Below are 18,435 nucleotides of genomic sequence, written 5' to 3' on the forward strand. Positions count from 1 at the left end.
CTGGGGGCAGGCTAAAACTTCGTCCGCCCCGCACGCCACGCAATCAACGCAGGCAGGAGCTTGTCGACGTCGTCGACGACGATAAGCGCATCGAGAAGCTCCGGTCGCACAAACCCCGCATCCACAACTTTGCGCAGGAGCGCCAACAGGGGCTCCCAGAAGCCCGAAGGTCCCAGCAACGCCACTGGCTTGGCATGAATCCCCAGGTGCTGCTGGGTCCACACCTCGAAGAACTCTTCCAGTGTGCCCGCACCGCCGGGGAGTGCAACAAAAGCATCGCCGAGCTCATACATGCGCGACTTTCGATCGGCCATAGTCGCAACAGTTTCCAGGTGAGTCAGCCGCGGATGGGCAATTTCCTTCTTGACCAAGACCTCGGGGATGACACCTGTGACACTGCCGCCGTCGTCAAGCGCTGCGTTAGCAACCGTGCCCATAAGACCAATCGCCGCGCCACCGTAGACGAGCTCCACCCGATTTTCCGCGAGTGTCTGGCCGAGACGTTCGGCGGTGACGCGCCAGGCGGGATCGTTGCCGAAGCCGGAGCCGCAGAAAACAGTTAGTGACGACAGTGCGCGCTGTGGCTGTTCACGGCCAGCGGCAAGCTGCGGCAGCTCTTCGCGGAGCTTCGGCAGAGTAGTCTCGGCCAGCATAGGGGCGATTTTCCCGGTCGGCAGCCAGGGGTCGAGCCAGCGGACCTCTTCAATCTCGGCATGGGGCTGAACGTTTGCCAACTCGTCGGTGAACTCTCCGACATAGCGCACATGGTGGCCGACGACCTCGAAGCCCGCCTCGTTGGCGGCGGCTGCGCGGGCGATATTCCACGGACGCAACAGCGATAGCTCGATGTCCACGCCGAGCTCCTCGGAGACCTCGCGCGCGGCGGTGACCTCCGGGTTATCGACGGACTCACCCGGCTCGAACTTGCCGCCGGGCAGCATGAACGTATCCGTACCTCGCTTACGAACGCACAAAACCCGCCCCACCGGGTCAGTCACAACCATTGCGGCGACAACGATGGAACGGGTTTGTGCAGTCACTCGGTCTCCTTAGGTGAAGGAGGCACCGAGGCTCTTTCGCCTAGGGATCCTTCACAATCATCTTCCCGGGCGAGTATAGACCCGAGCGAGTGATATCTTCATACTCAATTTCGGCGACATCCGGCTTGACCTTGTCCTTATTCGGACGCGGCGAGAGCTTCTCGACGGAACCCCAGTCGCGGCGCCAGTCGTTCTTGAGGTAAGTCGGTACGGACGTAGCCTCATTCACAGCGTCGGAGAATCCGAGCGGACCACCGCCATCGACCGACTGCCAGACATCTGCACCGACGACCTTCAGGCCACGGTCCGGAGTGATGCGGTATTCCGGAAGCTCTGCGACACCTGCGTAGTGGTCGAACGGACGCTGGCACGGGAACTGGAAGGCAACCGGCCAGTCCGGGATAGTCGCAGTTTCCGGCGAAATGACATCAGTCATCGACTGCAGCTCGGCCAGGCGCGGCGGGGTCAGTGCCAGCCACTGATCCTCGGAGACGTCATTGTCCTCCGCGACCAGTCGCACAGCGGTCGCTCCCTCTGGGATCTCCTCGGTCAGGAAGCGCAGGTTACGCCAGGTCGGAGCAGGGCCGATATCAATCGGCTCCGACTCGGAGAGGACCTCGAAGCCATCCTCGTCGCCGCCCTTGCGACCGTACTCTGCCACCAGCTTGCGACCCTGCTGAGCCACACCGTTGATGTCGTGGTGGAAGATACGGCCGGCCGCCGATACGACGAGTAGCGGGTGGTCCTCGTCAATCTCAGGCAGCTGGAACCAGGAAGTTTCCAGGCTTGCAGGACGCTGAATGTCCTCGGAGTAGGAGCCAAGCACCGGCACCTTATCCGGATCCAAGCCAAATGGCAGCTCGACCTGCGAGCCGTTGACACCCTTGTCGGCGCGCTTGCCGCCGTCGGTGCCCGACGCGGAGCCGCCCTCAACTGTGGCGTCCGGATCAGTAGACTGATCATCAGTGTCGGCAGTACTTGCCTGGCTCTGGCTGGTGTCCACAGCTTCGGCCTTCATGTTTGACGGGACGCCGTTCGGGTCGAAGCCACGGTTCTTGCCGCCACCGCGCAACGATTCCGCTAGCGGCTTGCCATCGACGGTATTCAGGAAGCCATCGTTCGGATCGGTTTCCATCAGCACATCGCTCGCCATATTACATGTCTGACCAGCCAAGGAGCGGATATTGCCCGCGGCGACCGAGTATGCCGGGTACTGCGATACTGCGCCCTTGCCCAGTGAAGCCACCATGAACATCGTCACCAGCAGCGTCGTCACTGCAATCGGGGACGATGCAACTGCATTGACGCGGCGCGCGCGTGCCGACTTTTCCTGCGACTTCGGCTTGGTACGGAACTCCTGGACGAAGTTCATTACGGCACCAGCCAGCAGCAGTAGCAAGGCCAGAGCCAATACTGCTGAACCCAGCTGGTGGCCGCGCAACTGAATGGTCTTGTCGAACCACGGCACGCCGTAGGACGACACATACCACCAGCCGTTAATGCCCATCAGCGAGAAAGCGAGGATGAAGGTGATACCACCGGCAAAGAACAGCTGGTTGCGCGGGTTACCTGCTACCCAATGGCTAATGGCCATAGCGGCAAGTGCTGCCAGGGAAGCCGCGATGCCCGCGTACACGCCGAAGTGGTGCGTCCACTTTGTCGGCGTGAAGGTCAGGAAGAACATGGTGCCGATGAACATGAACACCAGGCGTGCCGACGGGCCGGCCAGAGCCCCCGGAACGGTGCGGTGACGAAGCAGCGCGGCAATCGTGATGGTCAAGCACGCCAGTGCAATCAGAACTGGGAAACGACGCGGGAAGGCGCCGTCGACCGACTGCAGCACCAGCCAGTAGTAGCGGACGTACTCGTTGTACCAAGGCTCCGACGGGCCGATGATGCTGCGGACGCGAATGGACTCGCGGACCGTGGCCAAAGTCTGGTCGCCGAAGACACCGACCAAGATTGCGGTGCCCGCAGCCAGGAACGGCGCAATCTGCATCAGTGGGGCCTGCCAACCACCACCGAGAGCCTTATGGCGCTCAACGACAATGCGCACCAGCATCGGGATGCCTGCGAGCAGGGCAGCAACTGCCATTAGGCCCGTTGGGCCCGAGCCCAGTGCCAGCGTGGCGATAACCACTGCGACTGCAGCTGGCAGCAGGCGTCGAGTCAGAATTGCGCGCTCAATGAATACCCAGGTCAGCAGGGATCCCAGAGCAATGACCGGCTCCGGGCGCAGTCCGTTGTTGTACGGCAGCCAGAAGGCCAACAGCACACCAGCAGCAGACCAGTAGGCCACCCGGCGCTGGGCAATCTTGTCGCCGAGGCGCGGGATAACCATTCGGGAAATAATGAACCACACCAGCAGTGCGGACAGCAGCGCCGGTAGTCGCATCCACAGAGATGAGGTGGACACCTTCACCATCAGCGACAGCAGGTCGTAGTAAGGGCTGCCGAACGGTGACTCAGGAGCGCCGAACCAACGGTAGTAGTTCGCCATGTAGCCCGACTCGTCGGAGACGCGCGCCATGGTGAAGATGTAACCGTCATCGGAAGTGTTGCCACCGATGAAGTGCCAAACAACCAAAATCGTGCCAACCAGGATGTCCAGCGGAGTCGGCTTCAACGCACCGCGCTTGAACAGCGGAGTGAAGGAGGAACCGTCGATACGGTCAATGCGAGCTAACGCGACCAGAGAAGCCAGCGTCAGAAGCAGACCCAAGTACATGACGATGTACTTCACCACTGTCGGGTGTGAGGTGTAGCGGGAGTCGATGTTCATGTGGACATCGAGTCCATCGGCTACGGCCTTGGCCGCGTCGCCGTCAGCGGGCAGGTCAGTGTAGATACCGGTGACCTGCGGGCGGTAATCGCCCTGTGCGGTGGCGGTGAGCTTCTCACCATCTGAGTTCTTGGCGCCGTCGATGTTGACGGTGGTCTCATGCTCGTTTGAGCGGATCTCCAGGATCTTGCCCTTGTTGCTGGCAAGCTCCTTCTTATCCAGGCTCATCACCACGCTGTCGCGCAGAATGACGTCGAGGCCGTCCTTGCCCGAACGCACCATCAAGCCCCGTTTAGTCGGCTTATCCGCGGTCGGCGGGATAGTCGACAACAGGGTTGTCCGCTTGTCGGAAAGTTCATCCGTCAGCGACAGAGGCAGATCGACGCTCAAATCCAACGGTGCCTGCGCCATGAGTGGCGCATCCACTGAGTTCAGTGTGTCGCGCTGAGGCCAAGACACGGAGGACTGAGTATTCACGACCGGGAGGAACGGTGTGATGACAAAGCAAATGAAACCGACGATTCCAGCGATAATCGCTGTCCAACGAGTCAGTGTCGTAGGAGAGGGGCCGTCCATAGGCGGTCTCTCCACGCGGTCGATGGTCACTTCGGGTGAGCCGTCGACACTTTCTTTGATTTCTTTAGTTTCGGCAGTCACAAGGAAAGATACTACGGTAATTGGCGTTTTTCTTTGAGTTTGCAACGCGAAAGTTACATCACAGTTTCCACATTAGTAACAGGAATCACGTTTATAGCAGGGGATAGCCGCCCAATACCTACTTGCCAACACCTATTTGCGAACCGCCACTACAAACGGGCCGACCTGGTTTAGCTCCCAGTGCTTCTCAAATGCAGAGCGGGCAAAATTCAGGCTCCGGAAGACCACATTCGGATTGTTCGGATAGATATCATCCGCGATGTCCAACGTCAGCGGAGCGGCATCCTCGCCATCAGGCGTCTCAACTTCGCCCCGCATCACAATGGCATCTGGTCCGCGCCACGGCGTTTCGTCCATTGTCTGCACGAGCTCATCGGGGTCGCGAATCTCCGACCATTCCTCCAACGCCTGATTACGGCGGTCAAACTCACCCAGAGGGTTAGCGTAGTGGCTGGTCAGTGCCTGGAATCCGTACCAGGGATAGAGTGCCTGGAAATTCTTCTCATCCGTCAGCACCACTGTCTGGGCCGGATCGAGCCCAGCCTCCTTCAGCGTTTGGTCCACCGCTGAGTACCACGCCCCGGCATTCGGTGGGAAGCGGTCCGCGCGCTCGCCGTTACCGTCGGTGTCGGTATGCGCCAAGTCGATGGCGCCATGCAACTTATTCGGAATCGACTGTGCGTAGCCAATGCCCGCCAGCAACAAGACTGCCGCCATTACCGCGGAAACACGCTTGGCAATGTGAGCTGGTGCCGCTTGCGGCCAGTACTTCTCGATGCCGTTGAGACGGGCGTCGGCAAGCGCGACCACACCAGCCGCGATTAACATGAACGTAATCGGTGCGGTGAGGCGAAACCCCAGCAGCGTGCGTCCGAGCAGTGTCGCCACCATCGAGGCCACTACCCAGCCGTAGAGCACCAGCGTGCCCAGGCCGAGCGCGCGCGCATCCGGCTCTGTGGCGCTGACCAGCATGCGCACGACACCGATGAAACACAGCACACCGATCACGCTGGCAGCGAGCATCGGCAAAGGCAGCTGCGCGCCCTCTGGCGGCAGGTAATGCGTCGCTGTCGCGCCCGAGCGCGGTGCGCCCGCCGCAACCGCCAGCATGTACGGACCCCACACCGTCGCCGCAATCAGCATCGATCCCACGCCCATTATGATCAGGCGCACTACAGGCATCCACGAGCTTGACGACGTCCACGCGACCACGGCCAACACGACCACAATAAGCGCGCCTACGGCAGTGTAAAGAGTGTAGAAAGTCGCAGAAATACCCAGGAAGACGAGCACGCCAAACATGGCGGACCAAGCGCCGGTGAGACCGCGCCAGGCCATCACGGTCATCGCCGGAAGACCCATAGCAACGACTGCGGCGTAGGGCTCATCGGCGACAGTGGCCAGGGCGACGGCCGTGGTTGTCAGCGCAATGCCAGTGGCTACTGGCAGGGAGCCACTCAGGCGTTGCCACACCGGAACCAAAACACAGCCAGCAGCGGCGAGTGTCATCAACGCCCAGGGCTGGAAGACCTCCCAGCCGGCAATGCCCAGGATATTGGCCAGGCGTCCGCCCAGGAAGAACCAACCAGCGGGGTAGAAAGACGGGATGTCGATGTACGACATGTCATGCAGGCCAGGCTCCGCGGCCATCCTGGTGAGATACTCAGTGCGGAACTCCTGGTCGACAGAAAGGCCGTCCAGCCACAGCCTGGTCGAGCCCAGCGGCAGGCCGACGGCAGAGACCACCAGAATGGCCGGTGACATGTAAGCCATCAGGTACGTCAACCACGTTAGCCACCTGGGGCGATTGTCTTTGCCCTTGGTGGCGAAGAAATACAGCAGGACGGTGGTGAGCGTCAGCGTGATGACAATCAGCGCTGTTGCGACCGCCCTGGTCAGCTGCGAGCCACCAAAGGCCGGCAGCGACAGGCGGTGGAACACAAACCAGGACGCCAGAGCGATAACCGAACCGCCCACAAGCGCTGCGACCAGGTAGAGGAAGGCAGCCTTGAGGGAGAGCTGGTCATCATTGAAAATCTCGTAACGGTCTTCGTCGGTGAACTCGCCTGCGAGCCGGTTTGTGGAAAACTCTGTAGTTTCGTCAAAAGCTGGCGAAGCCTGTTGGGCTTCGCTGCATGATGAGGTGTCGGCCTGCTTGTCAACCATGCTTTTAAGTGTTGCACACGAACGTGAACGACCGGATACCTGCGACGTGGATATCGCTTTGAGGGACGAGTTCTTTAGAGTTTCACGGTAAGGTCTTTACGCGTCGCGAGAAGGAAAGCTCTCCAAAGGATTATTGAAGAACTGGCAAGCCCGATGACCAATCCCCACCACACCCCGTGAGGCCCTAGACCGATGGGAAAAGCAAGTACTAAAGCAGCTGGCAAACCTATAATCCAATAACCAGTGAGGGATGCCTTCAAACCAGTAGTGGTGTCGCTAATCCCGCGCAGGAGACCGATAGCTATGTTTTGTGCAGTATCGACAAATTCCATCACTGCGCCAATAGCCAACAACCCCAATGCGATGCTTAATGTCTCGGTGGCATTGGATTTCTCGGAGCTGTTTATAAATGGGGAAAGTACGAGGCGGGGAGCGCAAAGAAAGCTGACGGAAGCAACAGCAACGATGGCAGCCATCATCGTTTGAGTTCGAATGCCGACTTGGCGTGCAAGGGAGTTGTCATTCAGACCCCAAGCGCGACTCACAAGAATAGAGCTGCCGTGGGAGAACCCAACACCAATCTGGAAAACAATAAAGGTTATTTGATAGACGACGTTGTGCGCTGCGAGTGCTTCTGTGCCAAAGGATCCCATGACCATCGCCAGCACAGAAAACATGCCCGCTTCGGCTCCGTAGGTTGCTGAGACTGGAAGCCCCAGACGAAGCTGAGTGCGGACGAGGTGACGGAGCCTTCCGTGCATCGTGTCTCCGTCGGCACTCCAGAAATCGAGGGCAAGAAAAGTTGAGAGGTCGGGATCTCGGATGGTGATTCGCAGATAAATTAGGGCCGACAATAAATGAACCAGTGTGGTGGACAGTCCAATGCCTAGCAGACCCAATGCAGGAAACGGCCCGAATCCAAAACCGAGCGCGTAGTTCAACGCTGCATTCACTACGATCATCGCGACGGTTATGTGTAGTAGCGATTTTGGTTTACCGAGGCCTACACAAAACTGACGGGAGACTTGGAACCACAAACAAGGAACAAGACCTGGCGCGAGCAACCACATCATGGAAGTGGCTGCGGAACTAATCTCAGCGGACTGGCCGAAAAATGGCAGCGCGTAGGCAATCCCGATTAGCACTAGTGCTCCCACGAGGCCACTGGCAGTTGCTAGGAACCAGCCGGTGCGTGAAAGATTGCGAATTTCGCCTTGCAACGTAGTAACAGATAGTTCAGAGTCCGCTCGTTCGCGAGATTTGCTTTCGTACAGCGCATGAGCCGACGCAATCCTATTGCCCAGTGGTGTTAATAGGCCCACAGCCATTGTGCGTACTTGGTTAAACCACACCACTGCCAAGCCTCCGCCAGCCAGAGCCTCGAGGCTAAGTTGACCCATCATGAGAGTGTCCGTGGTTGAGATTGCGATGTTCGCAAGCTGTGTGCCGGCGAGGGGAAGAGACATCGCCAAAAGCTGACGATTTAAGTTCTGTGAGGTAGTACCGGGCACTACTTTTCCTTCGACCATGAAATTCGTGTTGAACCTAGCGGAATTGAACTTTTCCCAGCGCGCAATGACGTAATTTGTGCCCAAATTTTGTCCTCGAGGGCGACATCGAGTAAACCACGTTCGGACATCCACTCATCGTTGAATACGGTATCTAGATACTTTTCCCCTCCATCGCACACCATGGTCAACGATGTAGAGCCAGCGGGAAAGCCCGGCAGGAGCTCGAGGGCTGCTATTACGGCTCCGCCAGCAGATCCTCCCAGTAGAAGCCCCATGTGCTTTCCGATTGTTCGGCATGCAGCGAAAGCTGCTTTGTCGGATACCTTTGCTCCGTAGTCGAGTAAGTCGTAGCGAACTGAAGTGCCGATAACTGCACCTTCGGGGGTGCCCGTTCCAGATTGCCAATAGTCGTGTCCAGGAGCACCGAATGCAATGGAACCTTCCGGTTCGACGCCTATAATAGTGGGACGGTGTCCCAATTGATGGAGACGTTCAGTAACTCCAAAGAGGCTTCCACCTGTGCCTACGGCACTAATGATATGAGTCGGGCTTTCCCCAAGATCATTTAAAATTTCATCAGCTGCAGGGTAATAACCCATCGAGTTTGCGACATTGTCATGCTGCTTCATGAATACCCAGCCGTGTTGTTTGCCGAGCTCCTCAGCATGGTTTTCTCTAGCCGATGTGGCGAGCGAATCGTCATCTTGATTGGAAACGAAGCACATCTGTGCATTCATTGCACGCATGGAGTTCAATTTATCTTTACAAGAATGATTATCGACGACTGCTACGAAGTCGTATCCGCGCTCAAGTGCAAGAAGTGCTAAGCCCTGTCCAGTATTACCGGAAGTCGATTCAACGATAGTGCCATGCTCTTGAAGTCGGTTATCCTGCTCTGCCGCCTTAATCATCGACTGGGCCATCCGGATTTTCGCACTTCCAGTTGGGTTGAATTGCTCGAGCTTAAGCAAAACGCGACTTTTCTGGGGAGTACAGACAAGCTCGAACAGAGGAGTATTGCCAATGAGTTGAGACATCTGCGTATAAATTCTTTTTGGCATCTTTATTTGGCCTCTGTTCTAGCGATCTTCCGTGATGGTCATGGTGACAGGATTAAAGGCGTATTTCTGAGGAATCCGATAACCGTGGAAAGCAGACTCGTTCGAGTCCATTTGATACCCGGCTGTGTCGGGATAGACTAGGAAATCTCCAGGTCGAGGCCTGTCGGGGAGTTGAATCATTCTTTTGCTGAGATAATCGCTGTCTAAGCACGTTGATCCGGAAACTGCTGTTGCGGTAGCTACTCCCGAGTCGATAATGACTCCGTTACGCACAAGGTATGGGTCCGGATAATACTCCGAGTTGAACCATTGCTCTGAGAGGCTGAGACTAGTTCCACGTACGACAGTTACTGTCCGTGCAGCATTGGGCAATGCGTGACACGAAAGAACAGGAAAGAAACTAGCACCCGCGAACTGGCATAAAGACCGTCCAGGCTCTGCCAAAATCTTTATGTTGTGACGATGAGCGCGCTGAGCCATGGAGTCCGAGCTGCGTCGAGTGGACTCCATATCTCGACGTGTCAGTGGGCGATGTTGATTAGCTATAAACCGTAGTGAGTATTGTCCGGATAAAGGTGATCCGAACGGATATTGGTCTTTAGGTTTATTCGAATCTATGAACATTTCGTTTTTTAGTCGAGATTGCAGGTTTCGCCAGACTCCATACTCGACTGAGCTTGTGGGAAATCCACCTCCAATGGAAATAGTGTCGGCCCGTGGAGACAGGGAGCGCACCTTGAGTAGGGTGTCGATTGCCAGATGCGACATGTTTATCCTCTCGTGGAGGTCATAACCGTTGCAGTGGAAACTTAGGCCGGTAATTTCGATGTTGGCACGGCCTTGGCTAAGACGAGCGGTTAGAGACAAGGCGGTATCGATGCTCATACCAAACCGTGTGGAGGGGGTTTGGTTCGCAATCCGGAGAAGAACTCGGAGCTGATTAGGCGTATCGATTTCGTCGACAAATTGGGAAATTATTCTTGAATCTACTTCATTGGAAATAGTTAGAGTTGCATCGTGGCAAACTGCCAAATGGATAAGTTCTCGACTCGGTGTAGCACCAGTAATGATTAATTTATTTCCTGGTACACCAGCGGCCAGAGATGATTGGAACTCTTCGACGCTGGCGACATCGATTCCACTGTCGAAACCACGAAGAGCACTCAGTGCTATCTCGCGACTGAAGTGCGCGGACTTATTTGCCTTTTTGCCAAACCGGATACCGAATTTAATGCCGACTTCCTTAGCGGTTGTATGCCAGGCTGAAAGTGTTTGAGCAAATTGGTTTGGGCAAAGGACATGAAAAGGGGTGTCGGAAAGCTCAGCAATGAAGTCAAGTTTCCCTGAGCCAATCAGAGCCGTTTGCCAGCTTGGAACATCAATCTTGCATGATATGGCACTTACCACAGGGATATCTCCGTCCCGAATCCCTGCTTAAGACCTTCCTTGGCGAGGATTTGGCCGACAGCGATATCGGTTAGAACTAGTCCGCTGTTATAGCAAAACGTAGTTTCGTCAATACGAGGCAGTTTGCGCCCTTTGCGGAGCAAATCGGATAGTTCGGCATGGACATTCGGCAACCGACCATCGGTGTCAGCGTAATCGCGACCGGTAACATTCATCTGTTCGATACTCGTCGTGATGACTCTGCTCGCTTGATGACAGATATCAGGGGCGATTCCGTAGCCCACAACAACGACGGTTGCGTGCCGGGGAATATCGGATGCTGTGACAGTACAACGAGTCTCAGGTCCAGCGGCCCCGATAATGAGATCACAGTTTGAACTCACAGTTGTAGGATCGTCTACAATCTTGATTTTTATTTTTCGGCCAAGCTTCACTGCTGCTGTTGATGCAATCTTGGCGCCTTTCTCTAGTCCCACGCTGTGGCTGCCGGCGAGATAAATCGTGTTTAATGTTTCAAAGGTTTCAAGGAGAAAAGGGGCTGCGTTTTGTCCTTGGGTTCCCGAACCGATGATGAGAGCGCTCTGAGGAATTGCACCAGCATACTGTGCCAATAGCGCTGAGACTGCCGGGGTTCTGAGAGTTCCTGCCGCAGCGCCGTCGAGAAGTGCAATAGGATATCCGCTGGAATCGTCGTACAGTGTGAGGGTCGTGTAATAGCTTCTATCCCTGGCGCTTTGTTGGTGAGTTTTGCTCCAATGGGTATAGGAAGTCTTGAATCCGACGGAATTTGAAGAACGACTTCTGCCGACCATCGAGTAACTCACGCTTTCAGGTACTTCAACTTTGATTTTCCCTGGGCACAGAGTTCCTGGCTGGTCGAGCTCGATGAGAGCGGATTTCACCGACTCGAGTACGGACTCGGGTGAAATTTTTATTTGAGCTAATTCTGATCTGCTGAGGACGGTCAGGTTAGTTCGCTGTTTCATAGGATTTCACCATCCATAAATCGGATGTGTTGGCCGTAGCCGGGTTCGTTGATTTCATTGATGGGGCGTGTGTTTTTGGTTCCCATAATGTTGATGCGTAGCATCCAGCGGTCGGTCCCGTCGTAGTTGGCTACGAAAGGTACTCGTCCGTGGGCGCATCGGTCATTGTTGATGATGACCATCTGACCTGGCTTTATAGGTACCGTATAGGTGACAGTGTGAAGAGCCTGTTGAAGCTTCTCAAATGCCTCCCACCACTGTAAGGTTCCAGAATTTTTGTCTGTGTAGGCGGGGTCAAACCTCATGCCTAAATTGCCATCAGTTTTCCAGATTGATGTCATGGCAGTAGGAGCTGCATATTCGTAATCACCGTAAGATGCATCTGGAATAATGATGGCTCCGTCCCCGGTTAGAATTTTTTTCGAATCTACATCGAGTAGATGCCATGCTTCATCGATGGGGGCCAGCGTAGTGCCGACATTTTTGGGGTTACGAAGACCAAATAAAGCGAAGTGCGTCGCGCGCCGCGGATGAAAAGCATCTTCTGTGTGCAGGGTCAATGTGGTGTTGCTGCTGGCGCCAACTTGCTGGTTCTCCTGGCCGCGGGTCGGCACCAAGTCTGTGGTGATACGGCCTTTCTGCTGTCCGAACCATCCGAATGGGCGACCGACAGCGCTAGCGATGATCGCAAGAACGAATCTCCAGGTTCGGACCTTGCCAACGCATTCCTGCCACGTGGCTGGGGTAGGTCCGTGAACTGCAGGGAAGGGAAGTCCATGGATGGAAGTGGCATGGGCAGTAGGGGAGAGCAGAATTAGTTCTTTCAGTTCCTCCAGCTCATCAGTCAAAAGATGATTGATGGCATTGTACGAGTCGGGAGAGCTAATCTTCTGTGTCGCAGCCAGTTCGTCGGCAGCTTTAACGATCCTGTGTGAGAGTTCTTGGCTCAGGTGCAAATGCTGCATGACAGAGAGATTAGGTGAGGGTAGCCTATGCTGTAAAGGTTGGCCTAGGTAATTATTCTTAAAAGAATTTCGTTAGTAGGCTTGCCTAAGCTTTACTGCTGCTGTAGTTGTTAGCTATGTCTTTTCTCCTGTGGGCAGTCTTTCTTAGAGATTAAGGAACCATCATGACCAATTTTTCTCGACGCCAATTCCTCGCTGCAATGGCAGTTATTGGGACAGGCACTTTTCTGACGGCGTGTACGTCACGAGAGTCGACGGCAGGGGATGGGGCTGCCAGTGGGGATGAAGTCGAAAACGTTAATGTGCTGCGTGTTGGGGCTCTCGGGAAAGCGGCAAGCGCTCAACGAGACCCTTACCAGCTTTTGCCTAATGATTCAGATATGCTTATTAGCTCCCTGATCTGGGAGGCTCTGACGGTGCCGGGCGAGAAAGAAACTGTAGTGCCACGCCTGATGCAGGAATGGAAACAGAATAATCCGACTGAGTGGGAATTTATGATTGCCGACGGTGCTACCTTCCATGATGGTTCCTCGGTCACATCTGAAGATGTCGTGTGGTCGTTGAAGAAGATGCTTTCGGATGAGGAAAACTCATTCCGGCTTCCAGTGATGCCTGATAGCATTCGTGCTGCTGGAGCCAACGTCGTTGTGATGGAAACTGCGGAACCGAATTCACAGCTTCCGATGCTTGCGCGATTGATGACCTTCGTGATGAAGAAGGGTTCCTCTGCTGAAAAGCCCATTGGATCGGGGCCGTTCCAGCTGGTCAGTTGGGAAAATGGTTCTGCTAAGCTCAAGCGTTTCGATAACTATCACGGAACAGTAGCAGGAGTTGCTGAGGTCCATGTCATTCCATTTGAAGACTCCACCGCAATGACTAATGCGCTGTTGTCCGGGCAAATTGACTTAGCTCAAGCTGCGGGTCCTATTGCGGCCCGATCCGTCGAAGGAAATGAAGATATAAAGATTGTGCGCCGGATGAATGACTCGGTTATTCCACTAATCATGCGTACCTCAGATGGGCCTTTCTCAGATGTGAAAGTTCGTCAGGCGCTGCGCCTTGCAGTTGATCGGGAGCAAATCATCCAACGAGCTCTCTCCGGTTATGGAACCCCTGCAAACGACATTCTTGGAACGGCAGATTCGAACCTGGATTCTTCGTTAGTGCGTAAGCGTGACGTTGTGAAAGCGAAGAATCTCCTCCAAGAGGCAGATTTTGACCTTGAGAAAACGTATGACTTGTACGTTACCCCTGAGGCTCCGGGTCAAGTAGAGGCGATGAAGGTTATCGCTGATCAGGTGAAAGAAATCGGCATGACTCTCAATGTAGTGGAGCAGGATTCGGGTACTTTCTACGACGAGACATGGACCAAGGCAGACCTATATTGTGGCTATTGGGGAACTAATGATTCTGTGCTCTTCTTCGCTGGGAAGGTTCTCGACGGTGACGCGGCCTCTAATGAGACCGCATTTGATGATGCTGAATTCAACGAGATCTATGACCAGGTACTGGAAAGCACCGATACTGAGAGAATTAACCAGCTAAGCCGCCAGCTGCAGAAGATTGAGTTCGAGCGATCCGGGTATCTGGTCTGGGGTGCATCTGACGGAGTCGATATTGCGAGAGCTAATTTGAGTGGTCTGCCTAAGGCTCCAGGCTATGGTCGTGTCCTTCTTGAAACCGTCCAGAAGGCTTAGTGTGCCAGCGGAAATCGCGCGTTGGCTTATTCCTCGGCTGATAATTCGTGGAGGCTTACTTTTCGCAGTTCTCGGACTTGTTTTTGTAGCGATTGATTGGCTGCCCGGTAATGCTGCCTCCGCAATCTTGGGCGCAAACCGGACCCCGGAAGCTCTGGCAGCGCTAGAAAGAAACCTGAATCTTGATAAGCCGCTTATGGCCCGCTTCCTGAGCTGGCTGGGAAGTGCGTTTGCGGGCGACTTTGGTACTTCCGTAAACGGAGTACCGATTATTAATCTGCTGAGTTCAGCGCTGCCTGTGACGCTGGCAACAACTGGTATGGCATTTTTAGTCACTGCTGTTCTTTCGGTAGCAATCGCCATTTTTTGGGCTTCACGTGCTGAAAGACCCTGGATTTCGCACATTATTGACCGATCGACAGTGGCATTAATTGCGCTACCAGAGTTTGTCGTTGGTGTGTTTCTGGTAGCGGTATTCTCTCTCTGGCTTGGTTGGTTTCCCGCGGTCACTATAACCGCGGAAGGCTTGCCAACCCAGATAAGTATGTACGCATTACCGGTTATGGCGCTGGTAATTCCTCAGGCGGCCTGGAATTCGAGAATGCTTTTCGCAGCGTTCGAGGATGCTTCTCACAACACTGCGGTCCGCAATGCTGAGCTAAACGGAATCGTGGGAAATCAGCTGGCACTTCGACATATCCTGCCGCTATCCGCACCGACATTTGCTACTTCAATGGCTACAACAGCAGGTGTTTTGGTAGCAGGGACAGTCACAGTCGAAGCGTTATTTAACCATCCTGGAGTGGGGCTTTTGGTGTCTAATGCAGTCGCGCAACGGGATATCTCGGTGATTCTTGCCGTACTTGCTGTAACAGGGGCGATCATATTGGTGTTGCTGACTGTGGCAGATGCAATAAAAGTCGCATTCACCCCGAAGGTGCAACTATGATTCGAAGGTTTTTAGCGGGGGCCTTTATCGCCCTAGTGTTAGGCGGACCGGTCGCTGCTGGTTTGTTTGGCATTGAACTGTCGGCGCATGGCGTGCCCTTCGCTAACGGTAACGAGGAGGGTTTCCTAGGAACAGAACACCTGGGGAGAAGCGTGGGCGCTGCAGTGCTTGTCGGTGGCCGGTCCTTGGTCGTAACTGCAATTATCGTCGGTTCTTTGACCACGGCATTTGGCGCTCTATTCGGTATCTTGGGGTCGCTAAAGCCAAAACTGGGCTTCTTTATTGAAGCAGTGGCGGATGTCACCATCTTGGTGCCCGCAGTAATTCTTTTGCTTTTAACCGCAGTCTTGTATCCCAATGGTGGGCTACCAGCGCTTATTGGTGTTTCGGTTGCGGTGGGTACGCCTTATGCTGCCCGTGTGGTCGCCGCCGCCACCTATCCCGTTGCTAACGCTGGTTATGTTCAGGCTGCGCTGGGCAGTGGCGTATCGACCGTCTCGATAATCTTGCGGGACATCATTCCCAATATTTCCGCAGTACTTCGTTCGGTATGGAGTCTTCGCATTATCGAAGCGCTGTATGTGCTGGCTACGGCGAGCTTCCTTGGGGTCGGGAGAAGCCTCGGTGAGTTTGCATGGTCAGCGATGGTGCGGGATAACGCGAGTGGAATATCACTGAACCCCTGGTCAGTACTTGCACCAGCCGCCGCGTTGGCAGCGACATCGATTGCTGTAGTGGCCCTGATTAATGGGAGGCAGAAGGAACCGAAGGATGTGCCGAGCTCGTGATTGATGTAGATATTTCCGTGATGCAAAGCGGGCACGTTATCCTACCCCGCACAGTGCTCACTGCCCGAGCGGGTGAGATTACGGTTTTAACTGGGGTGAGCGGCTCCGGGAAGACATCACTTTTAAAGGCATTGATTGGTGCGGTACCGGAGAGATCGGAAGTAATTGGTGGGGTTTCTGTCGAGTCCAGTGGGTGGCGAGATGTAAACCCGCTGGAGCTTCCATCATGTGAATTAGCTCATTTTCGCCGTGAGCACATTGCTTTCGTAGGACAGGATCCGGGCGCCGAGTTGCCACCATTGATGTCAGTAGCCCGGATGCTCCGGGAGCTAGCTCCAGCGGCCGACGTTGCAGCGTTGCTGCAGCGTGTAGATCTTCCAGCCAGCATTGCTTCCCGACGTATTCACCAGCTTTCTGGTGGACAGCAGCGACGGGTGGCACTGGCTCGGGCACTATCGCGTTCGCCTGAAGCCATCGCTCTTGATGAGCCCTTCGCCGGCCTTGACTCCGATACTTCGACGGTAATCGCTCATCTGCTAAGAGGCATCGCGGATAGTGGCGTTACGGTCATTTTCACCGCCCACCAGGTTCCTAAGCTTGCGATTTGCATTGACTCGGTCGTGGCTGTCGGGAATGGAACGGAAAAAAGCGATTCGATCACCCAGCGCGTGGAACGCCAGAGTGTAGAGACGACTTCTGGCCACAGCCCGCGTTCAGTAACGAAAGGCATCCAGGTCACAGAACTCTCCAAAGCCTCGATTGGTGAATCTATGCCGGGGGCGGGGGCAGGGGCGGGTGCGTCTCCAGTCTTAAGAGTTTCCAACCTGAGCTGCGTGAATAATGAACGCGTGACTCTTTTTCAGGGCCTCTCTTTCGCTGTACAGCGTGGCACTATGGTTGGGGTCAAGGGACCGTCGGGAAGCGGAAAGTCGACACTACTTCGGTGCCTAATCGGGCTAAACCACGCAGAGTCGGGTGAGATTGAATGTGCTGGTGTAACTCGTGAAGCTAAGCGTACATGGCCACGGAAGAATCGTTTGATGATGCAGATAGTTCCGCAGGATCCTGCCTCTACGTTGAACCCGAAAATGACCGCGCTCGATGCCGTAGCGCGTGCAGCCCGGGTGTCGGTAAGGGGACGCCGTGACGCACGCCGAGCGGCAATAGATTTGCTCGATCAAGTCGGTATCGATAAGCAGCTCGCACAGCGTAAGCCAAGTGGACTCTCTGGAGGGCAGAGGCAGCGTGTTGCAATCGCACGTGCTCTAGCCGTGCGCCCAAAGCTCCTGCTCTGCGATGAAATTACCTCGGCGCTTGATTATCAAGCAGCGACCAAAGTGATGAGCGTTCTGCAAGAACTCAACAGCGAGGGAATGGGCATAGTTCTAGTCAGTCACGATGATGAGCTGCTGCAATCGTATTGCTCCACGGTTATCCCAATTGGAACTGCAGCTGTGGGTTGAGACTAATACACGCTTGGTTGTCTGAGCCCAGGCGCTAAAAGTGGGGTCAAGGATGAAAAGGGGGCCTAAGTGCAAGAAACTCTCAAGTTTCTTGCACTTCTCGCCCTCCTCAGAAAACAGCCCTGGGGTTTTATCGAAACGGATGCAAGAAACTTGAGAGTCAGCGCGGAAATACCCTGTAAAGCTCTGCTGTTCGAGTCTTAAATCGGCAGCTTCTTGAAAATCGGGCGCGGGATGTGCTTCAGCACCATCATCACCAGCTGGAACGCTGGCGGAGCCCAGACCAGGGTTTTACCGGCCTCGACGGATTTCACTGCGAGCTTGGCGACATCTTCCTTGTTCACGGTCAACGGAGCCTCGTCTACGTCTGCGGACATGCGGGTACGGACCTGACCCGGGCGGATAACCAGGGTCTTGACACCGTACTCCTCCAGGGCTTCGCCCAGGTTCAGGTAGAAACCATCCAGGCCGGCCTTGGTGGAACCGTAGACAAAGTTGGAGCGGCGCACGCGCTCACCAGCAACGGAGGACATGGCAATGAACTGGCCATGACCCTGTGCCTTGAACTTCTGACCAACCAGAACACCCATAGACACCGCGCCGGTGTAGTTGATGTTTGCAGCCAGGACGGCCTTGCGCTGGTTCTGCCAGAGCTCCTCGGCGTCGCCAAGCATGCCGAACGCGACGATGCAGATATCCACGTCGCCGTCGGCAAATGCCTTATCGACGACCTCCGGGTGGGAGTCGAAGTCCGTTGCGTCGAAGTCGAGGGTGACCACCTCGGAAGCGCCGGCGGCCTTCATCTTCTCAGCGGAGGCCTCGCGCAGTGGATCGTTGGGCAGGGAAGCCAGGATGACCTTGGCCGGGCCCTTCTTCAGGAACTCGGCGGTAATAGCCAGGCCGATTTCACTAGTGCCGCCGAGCAGCAGGATGGACTGGGCAGCGCCTACAGCATTAATCATT

The 18,435-nt window shown here is 55.3% G+C and carries 12 protein-coding genes and 2 pseudogenes; 5 read left to right on the forward strand and 9 right to left on the reverse strand.

Annotated elements, in window-relative coordinates; genetic code table 11:
• Positions 1 to 11 precede the first annotated feature (11 nt).
• The 8 genes from QP982_RS07910 to QP982_RS07945 form a co-directional block, all read right to left on the reverse strand.
• Positions 12 to 1,040, reverse strand: coding sequence for a TIGR00730 family Rossman fold protein (locus QP982_RS07910; RefSeq protein WP_049193895.1), 1,029 nt, complete (start codon positions 1,038 to 1,040; stop codon positions 12 to 14).
• A 40-nt stretch (positions 1,041 to 1,080) separates the two neighbouring features.
• Positions 1,081 to 4,479: an arabinosyltransferase domain-containing protein gene (locus QP982_RS07915; protein WP_284870389.1), complete on the reverse strand. Its 3,399-nt coding sequence runs from the start codon at positions 4,477 to 4,479 to the stop codon at positions 1,081 to 1,083.
• 132 nt (positions 4,480 to 4,611) lie between these two features.
• Positions 4,612 to 6,645 carry a galactan 5-O-arabinofuranosyltransferase gene (locus QP982_RS07920; protein ID WP_284870390.1) on the reverse strand — a complete coding sequence of 678 codons (2,034 nt, stop codon included), beginning with the start codon at positions 6,643 to 6,645 and terminating at the stop codon, positions 4,612 to 4,614.
• A 74-nt stretch (positions 6,646 to 6,719) separates the two neighbouring features.
• Positions 6,720 to 8,174, reverse strand: coding sequence for an MATE family efflux transporter (locus tag QP982_RS07925; RefSeq protein ID WP_070602246.1), 1,455 nt, complete (start codon positions 8,172 to 8,174; stop codon positions 6,720 to 6,722).
• On the reverse strand, positions 8,156 to 9,217 hold the full coding sequence (locus tag QP982_RS07930) for a PLP-dependent cysteine synthase family protein (protein ID WP_076772192.1): 1,062 nt from the start codon (positions 9,215 to 9,217) through the stop codon (positions 8,156 to 8,158). Before QP982_RS07930 ends, QP982_RS07925 begins: the two co-directional genes overlap by 19 nt.
• An 18-nt stretch (positions 9,218 to 9,235) precedes the next feature.
• Complete coding sequence (locus QP982_RS07935) at positions 9,236 to 10,624, reverse strand: alanine racemase (RefSeq protein ID WP_284870391.1); 1,389 nt, start codon at positions 10,622 to 10,624, stop codon at positions 9,236 to 9,238.
• Positions 10,618 to 11,610 (reverse strand): ornithine cyclodeaminase, encoded by a 993-nt coding sequence (locus QP982_RS07940; protein WP_070429116.1) that lies wholly within the window; start codon positions 11,608 to 11,610, stop codon positions 10,618 to 10,620. Before QP982_RS07940 ends, QP982_RS07935 begins: the two co-directional genes overlap by 7 nt.
• Complete coding sequence (locus QP982_RS07945; RefSeq protein WP_070602250.1) at positions 11,607 to 12,575, reverse strand: TauD/TfdA family dioxygenase; 969 nt, start codon at positions 12,573 to 12,575, stop codon at positions 11,607 to 11,609. Before QP982_RS07945 ends, QP982_RS07940 begins: the two co-directional genes overlap by 4 nt.
• Before the next feature lie 164 nt (positions 12,576 to 12,739).
• On the opposite strand from QP982_RS07945, the gene QP982_RS07950 reads away from it, so the two are divergent.
• The 5 genes and pseudogenes from QP982_RS07950 to QP982_RS10710 all read left to right on the forward strand — a co-directional run.
• A complete protein-coding gene (locus QP982_RS07950; protein WP_035010183.1) occupies positions 12,740 to 14,272 on the forward strand; it encodes an ABC transporter substrate-binding protein in 1,533 nt (510 codons plus the stop codon).
• A 1-nt stretch (position 14,273) separates the two neighbouring features.
• Positions 14,274 to 15,221: an ABC transporter permease gene (locus QP982_RS07955; RefSeq protein ID WP_284870392.1), complete on the forward strand. Its 948-nt coding sequence runs from the start codon at positions 14,274 to 14,276 to the stop codon at positions 15,219 to 15,221.
• Complete coding sequence (locus QP982_RS07960) at positions 15,218 to 16,009, forward strand: ABC transporter permease subunit (protein WP_284870393.1); 792 nt, start codon at positions 15,218 to 15,220, stop codon at positions 16,007 to 16,009. Before QP982_RS07955 ends, QP982_RS07960 begins: the two co-directional genes overlap by 4 nt.
• A gap of 20 nt (positions 16,010 to 16,029) precedes the next feature.
• Positions 16,030 to 16,516, forward strand: a pseudogene (locus tag QP982_RS10705) (ATP-binding cassette domain-containing protein); the annotation flags it as partial.
• A 365-nt stretch (positions 16,517 to 16,881) separates the two neighbouring features.
• Positions 16,882 to 17,472 (forward strand): annotated as a pseudogene (locus QP982_RS10710) (ABC transporter ATP-binding protein); the annotation flags it as partial.
• Positions 17,473 to 17,672: 200 nt separating this feature from the next.
• On the opposite strand, the gene dprE2 reads toward QP982_RS10710, so the two are convergent.
• Complete coding sequence (gene dprE2, locus QP982_RS07970) at positions 17,673 to 18,434, reverse strand: decaprenylphospho-beta-D-erythro-pentofuranosid-2-ulose 2-reductase (RefSeq protein ID WP_005510898.1); 762 nt, start codon at positions 18,432 to 18,434, stop codon at positions 17,673 to 17,675.
• Between the last annotated feature and the right edge of the window lies 1 nt (position 18,435).

The organism is Corynebacterium sp. MSK019 (assembly GCF_030232425.1).
GTDB classification, from domain to species: domain Bacteria; phylum Actinomycetota; class Actinomycetes; order Mycobacteriales; family Mycobacteriaceae; genus Corynebacterium; species Corynebacterium jeikeium_D.

Coding starts and splice junctions, on each gene's coding strand:
- QP982_RS07960 (WP_284870393.1), top strand. CDS start 15,218: ATGATTCGAAGGTTTTTAGCGGGGGCCTTTATCGCCCTAGTGTTAGGC.
- QP982_RS07925 (WP_070602246.1), bottom strand. CDS start 8,174: ATGGTCGAAGGAAAAGTAGTGCCCGGTACTACCTCACAGAACTTAAAT.
- dprE2 (WP_005510898.1), bottom strand. CDS start 18,434: ATGATTAATGCTGTAGGCGCTGCCCAGTCCATCCTGCTGCTCGGCGGC.
- QP982_RS07920 (WP_284870390.1), bottom strand. CDS start 6,645: ATGGTTGACAAGCAGGCCGACACCTCATCATGCAGCGAAGCCCAACAG.
- QP982_RS07950 (WP_035010183.1), top strand. CDS start 12,740: ATGACCAATTTTTCTCGACGCCAATTCCTCGCTGCAATGGCAGTTATT.
- QP982_RS07945 (WP_070602250.1), bottom strand. CDS start 12,575: ATGCAGCATTTGCACCTGAGCCAAGAACTCTCACACAGGATCGTTAAA.
- QP982_RS07930 (WP_076772192.1), bottom strand. CDS start 9,217: ATGCCAAAAAGAATTTATACGCAGATGTCTCAACTCATTGGCAATACT.
- QP982_RS07940 (WP_070429116.1), bottom strand. CDS start 11,610: ATGAAACAGCGAACTAACCTGACCGTCCTCAGCAGATCAGAATTAGCT.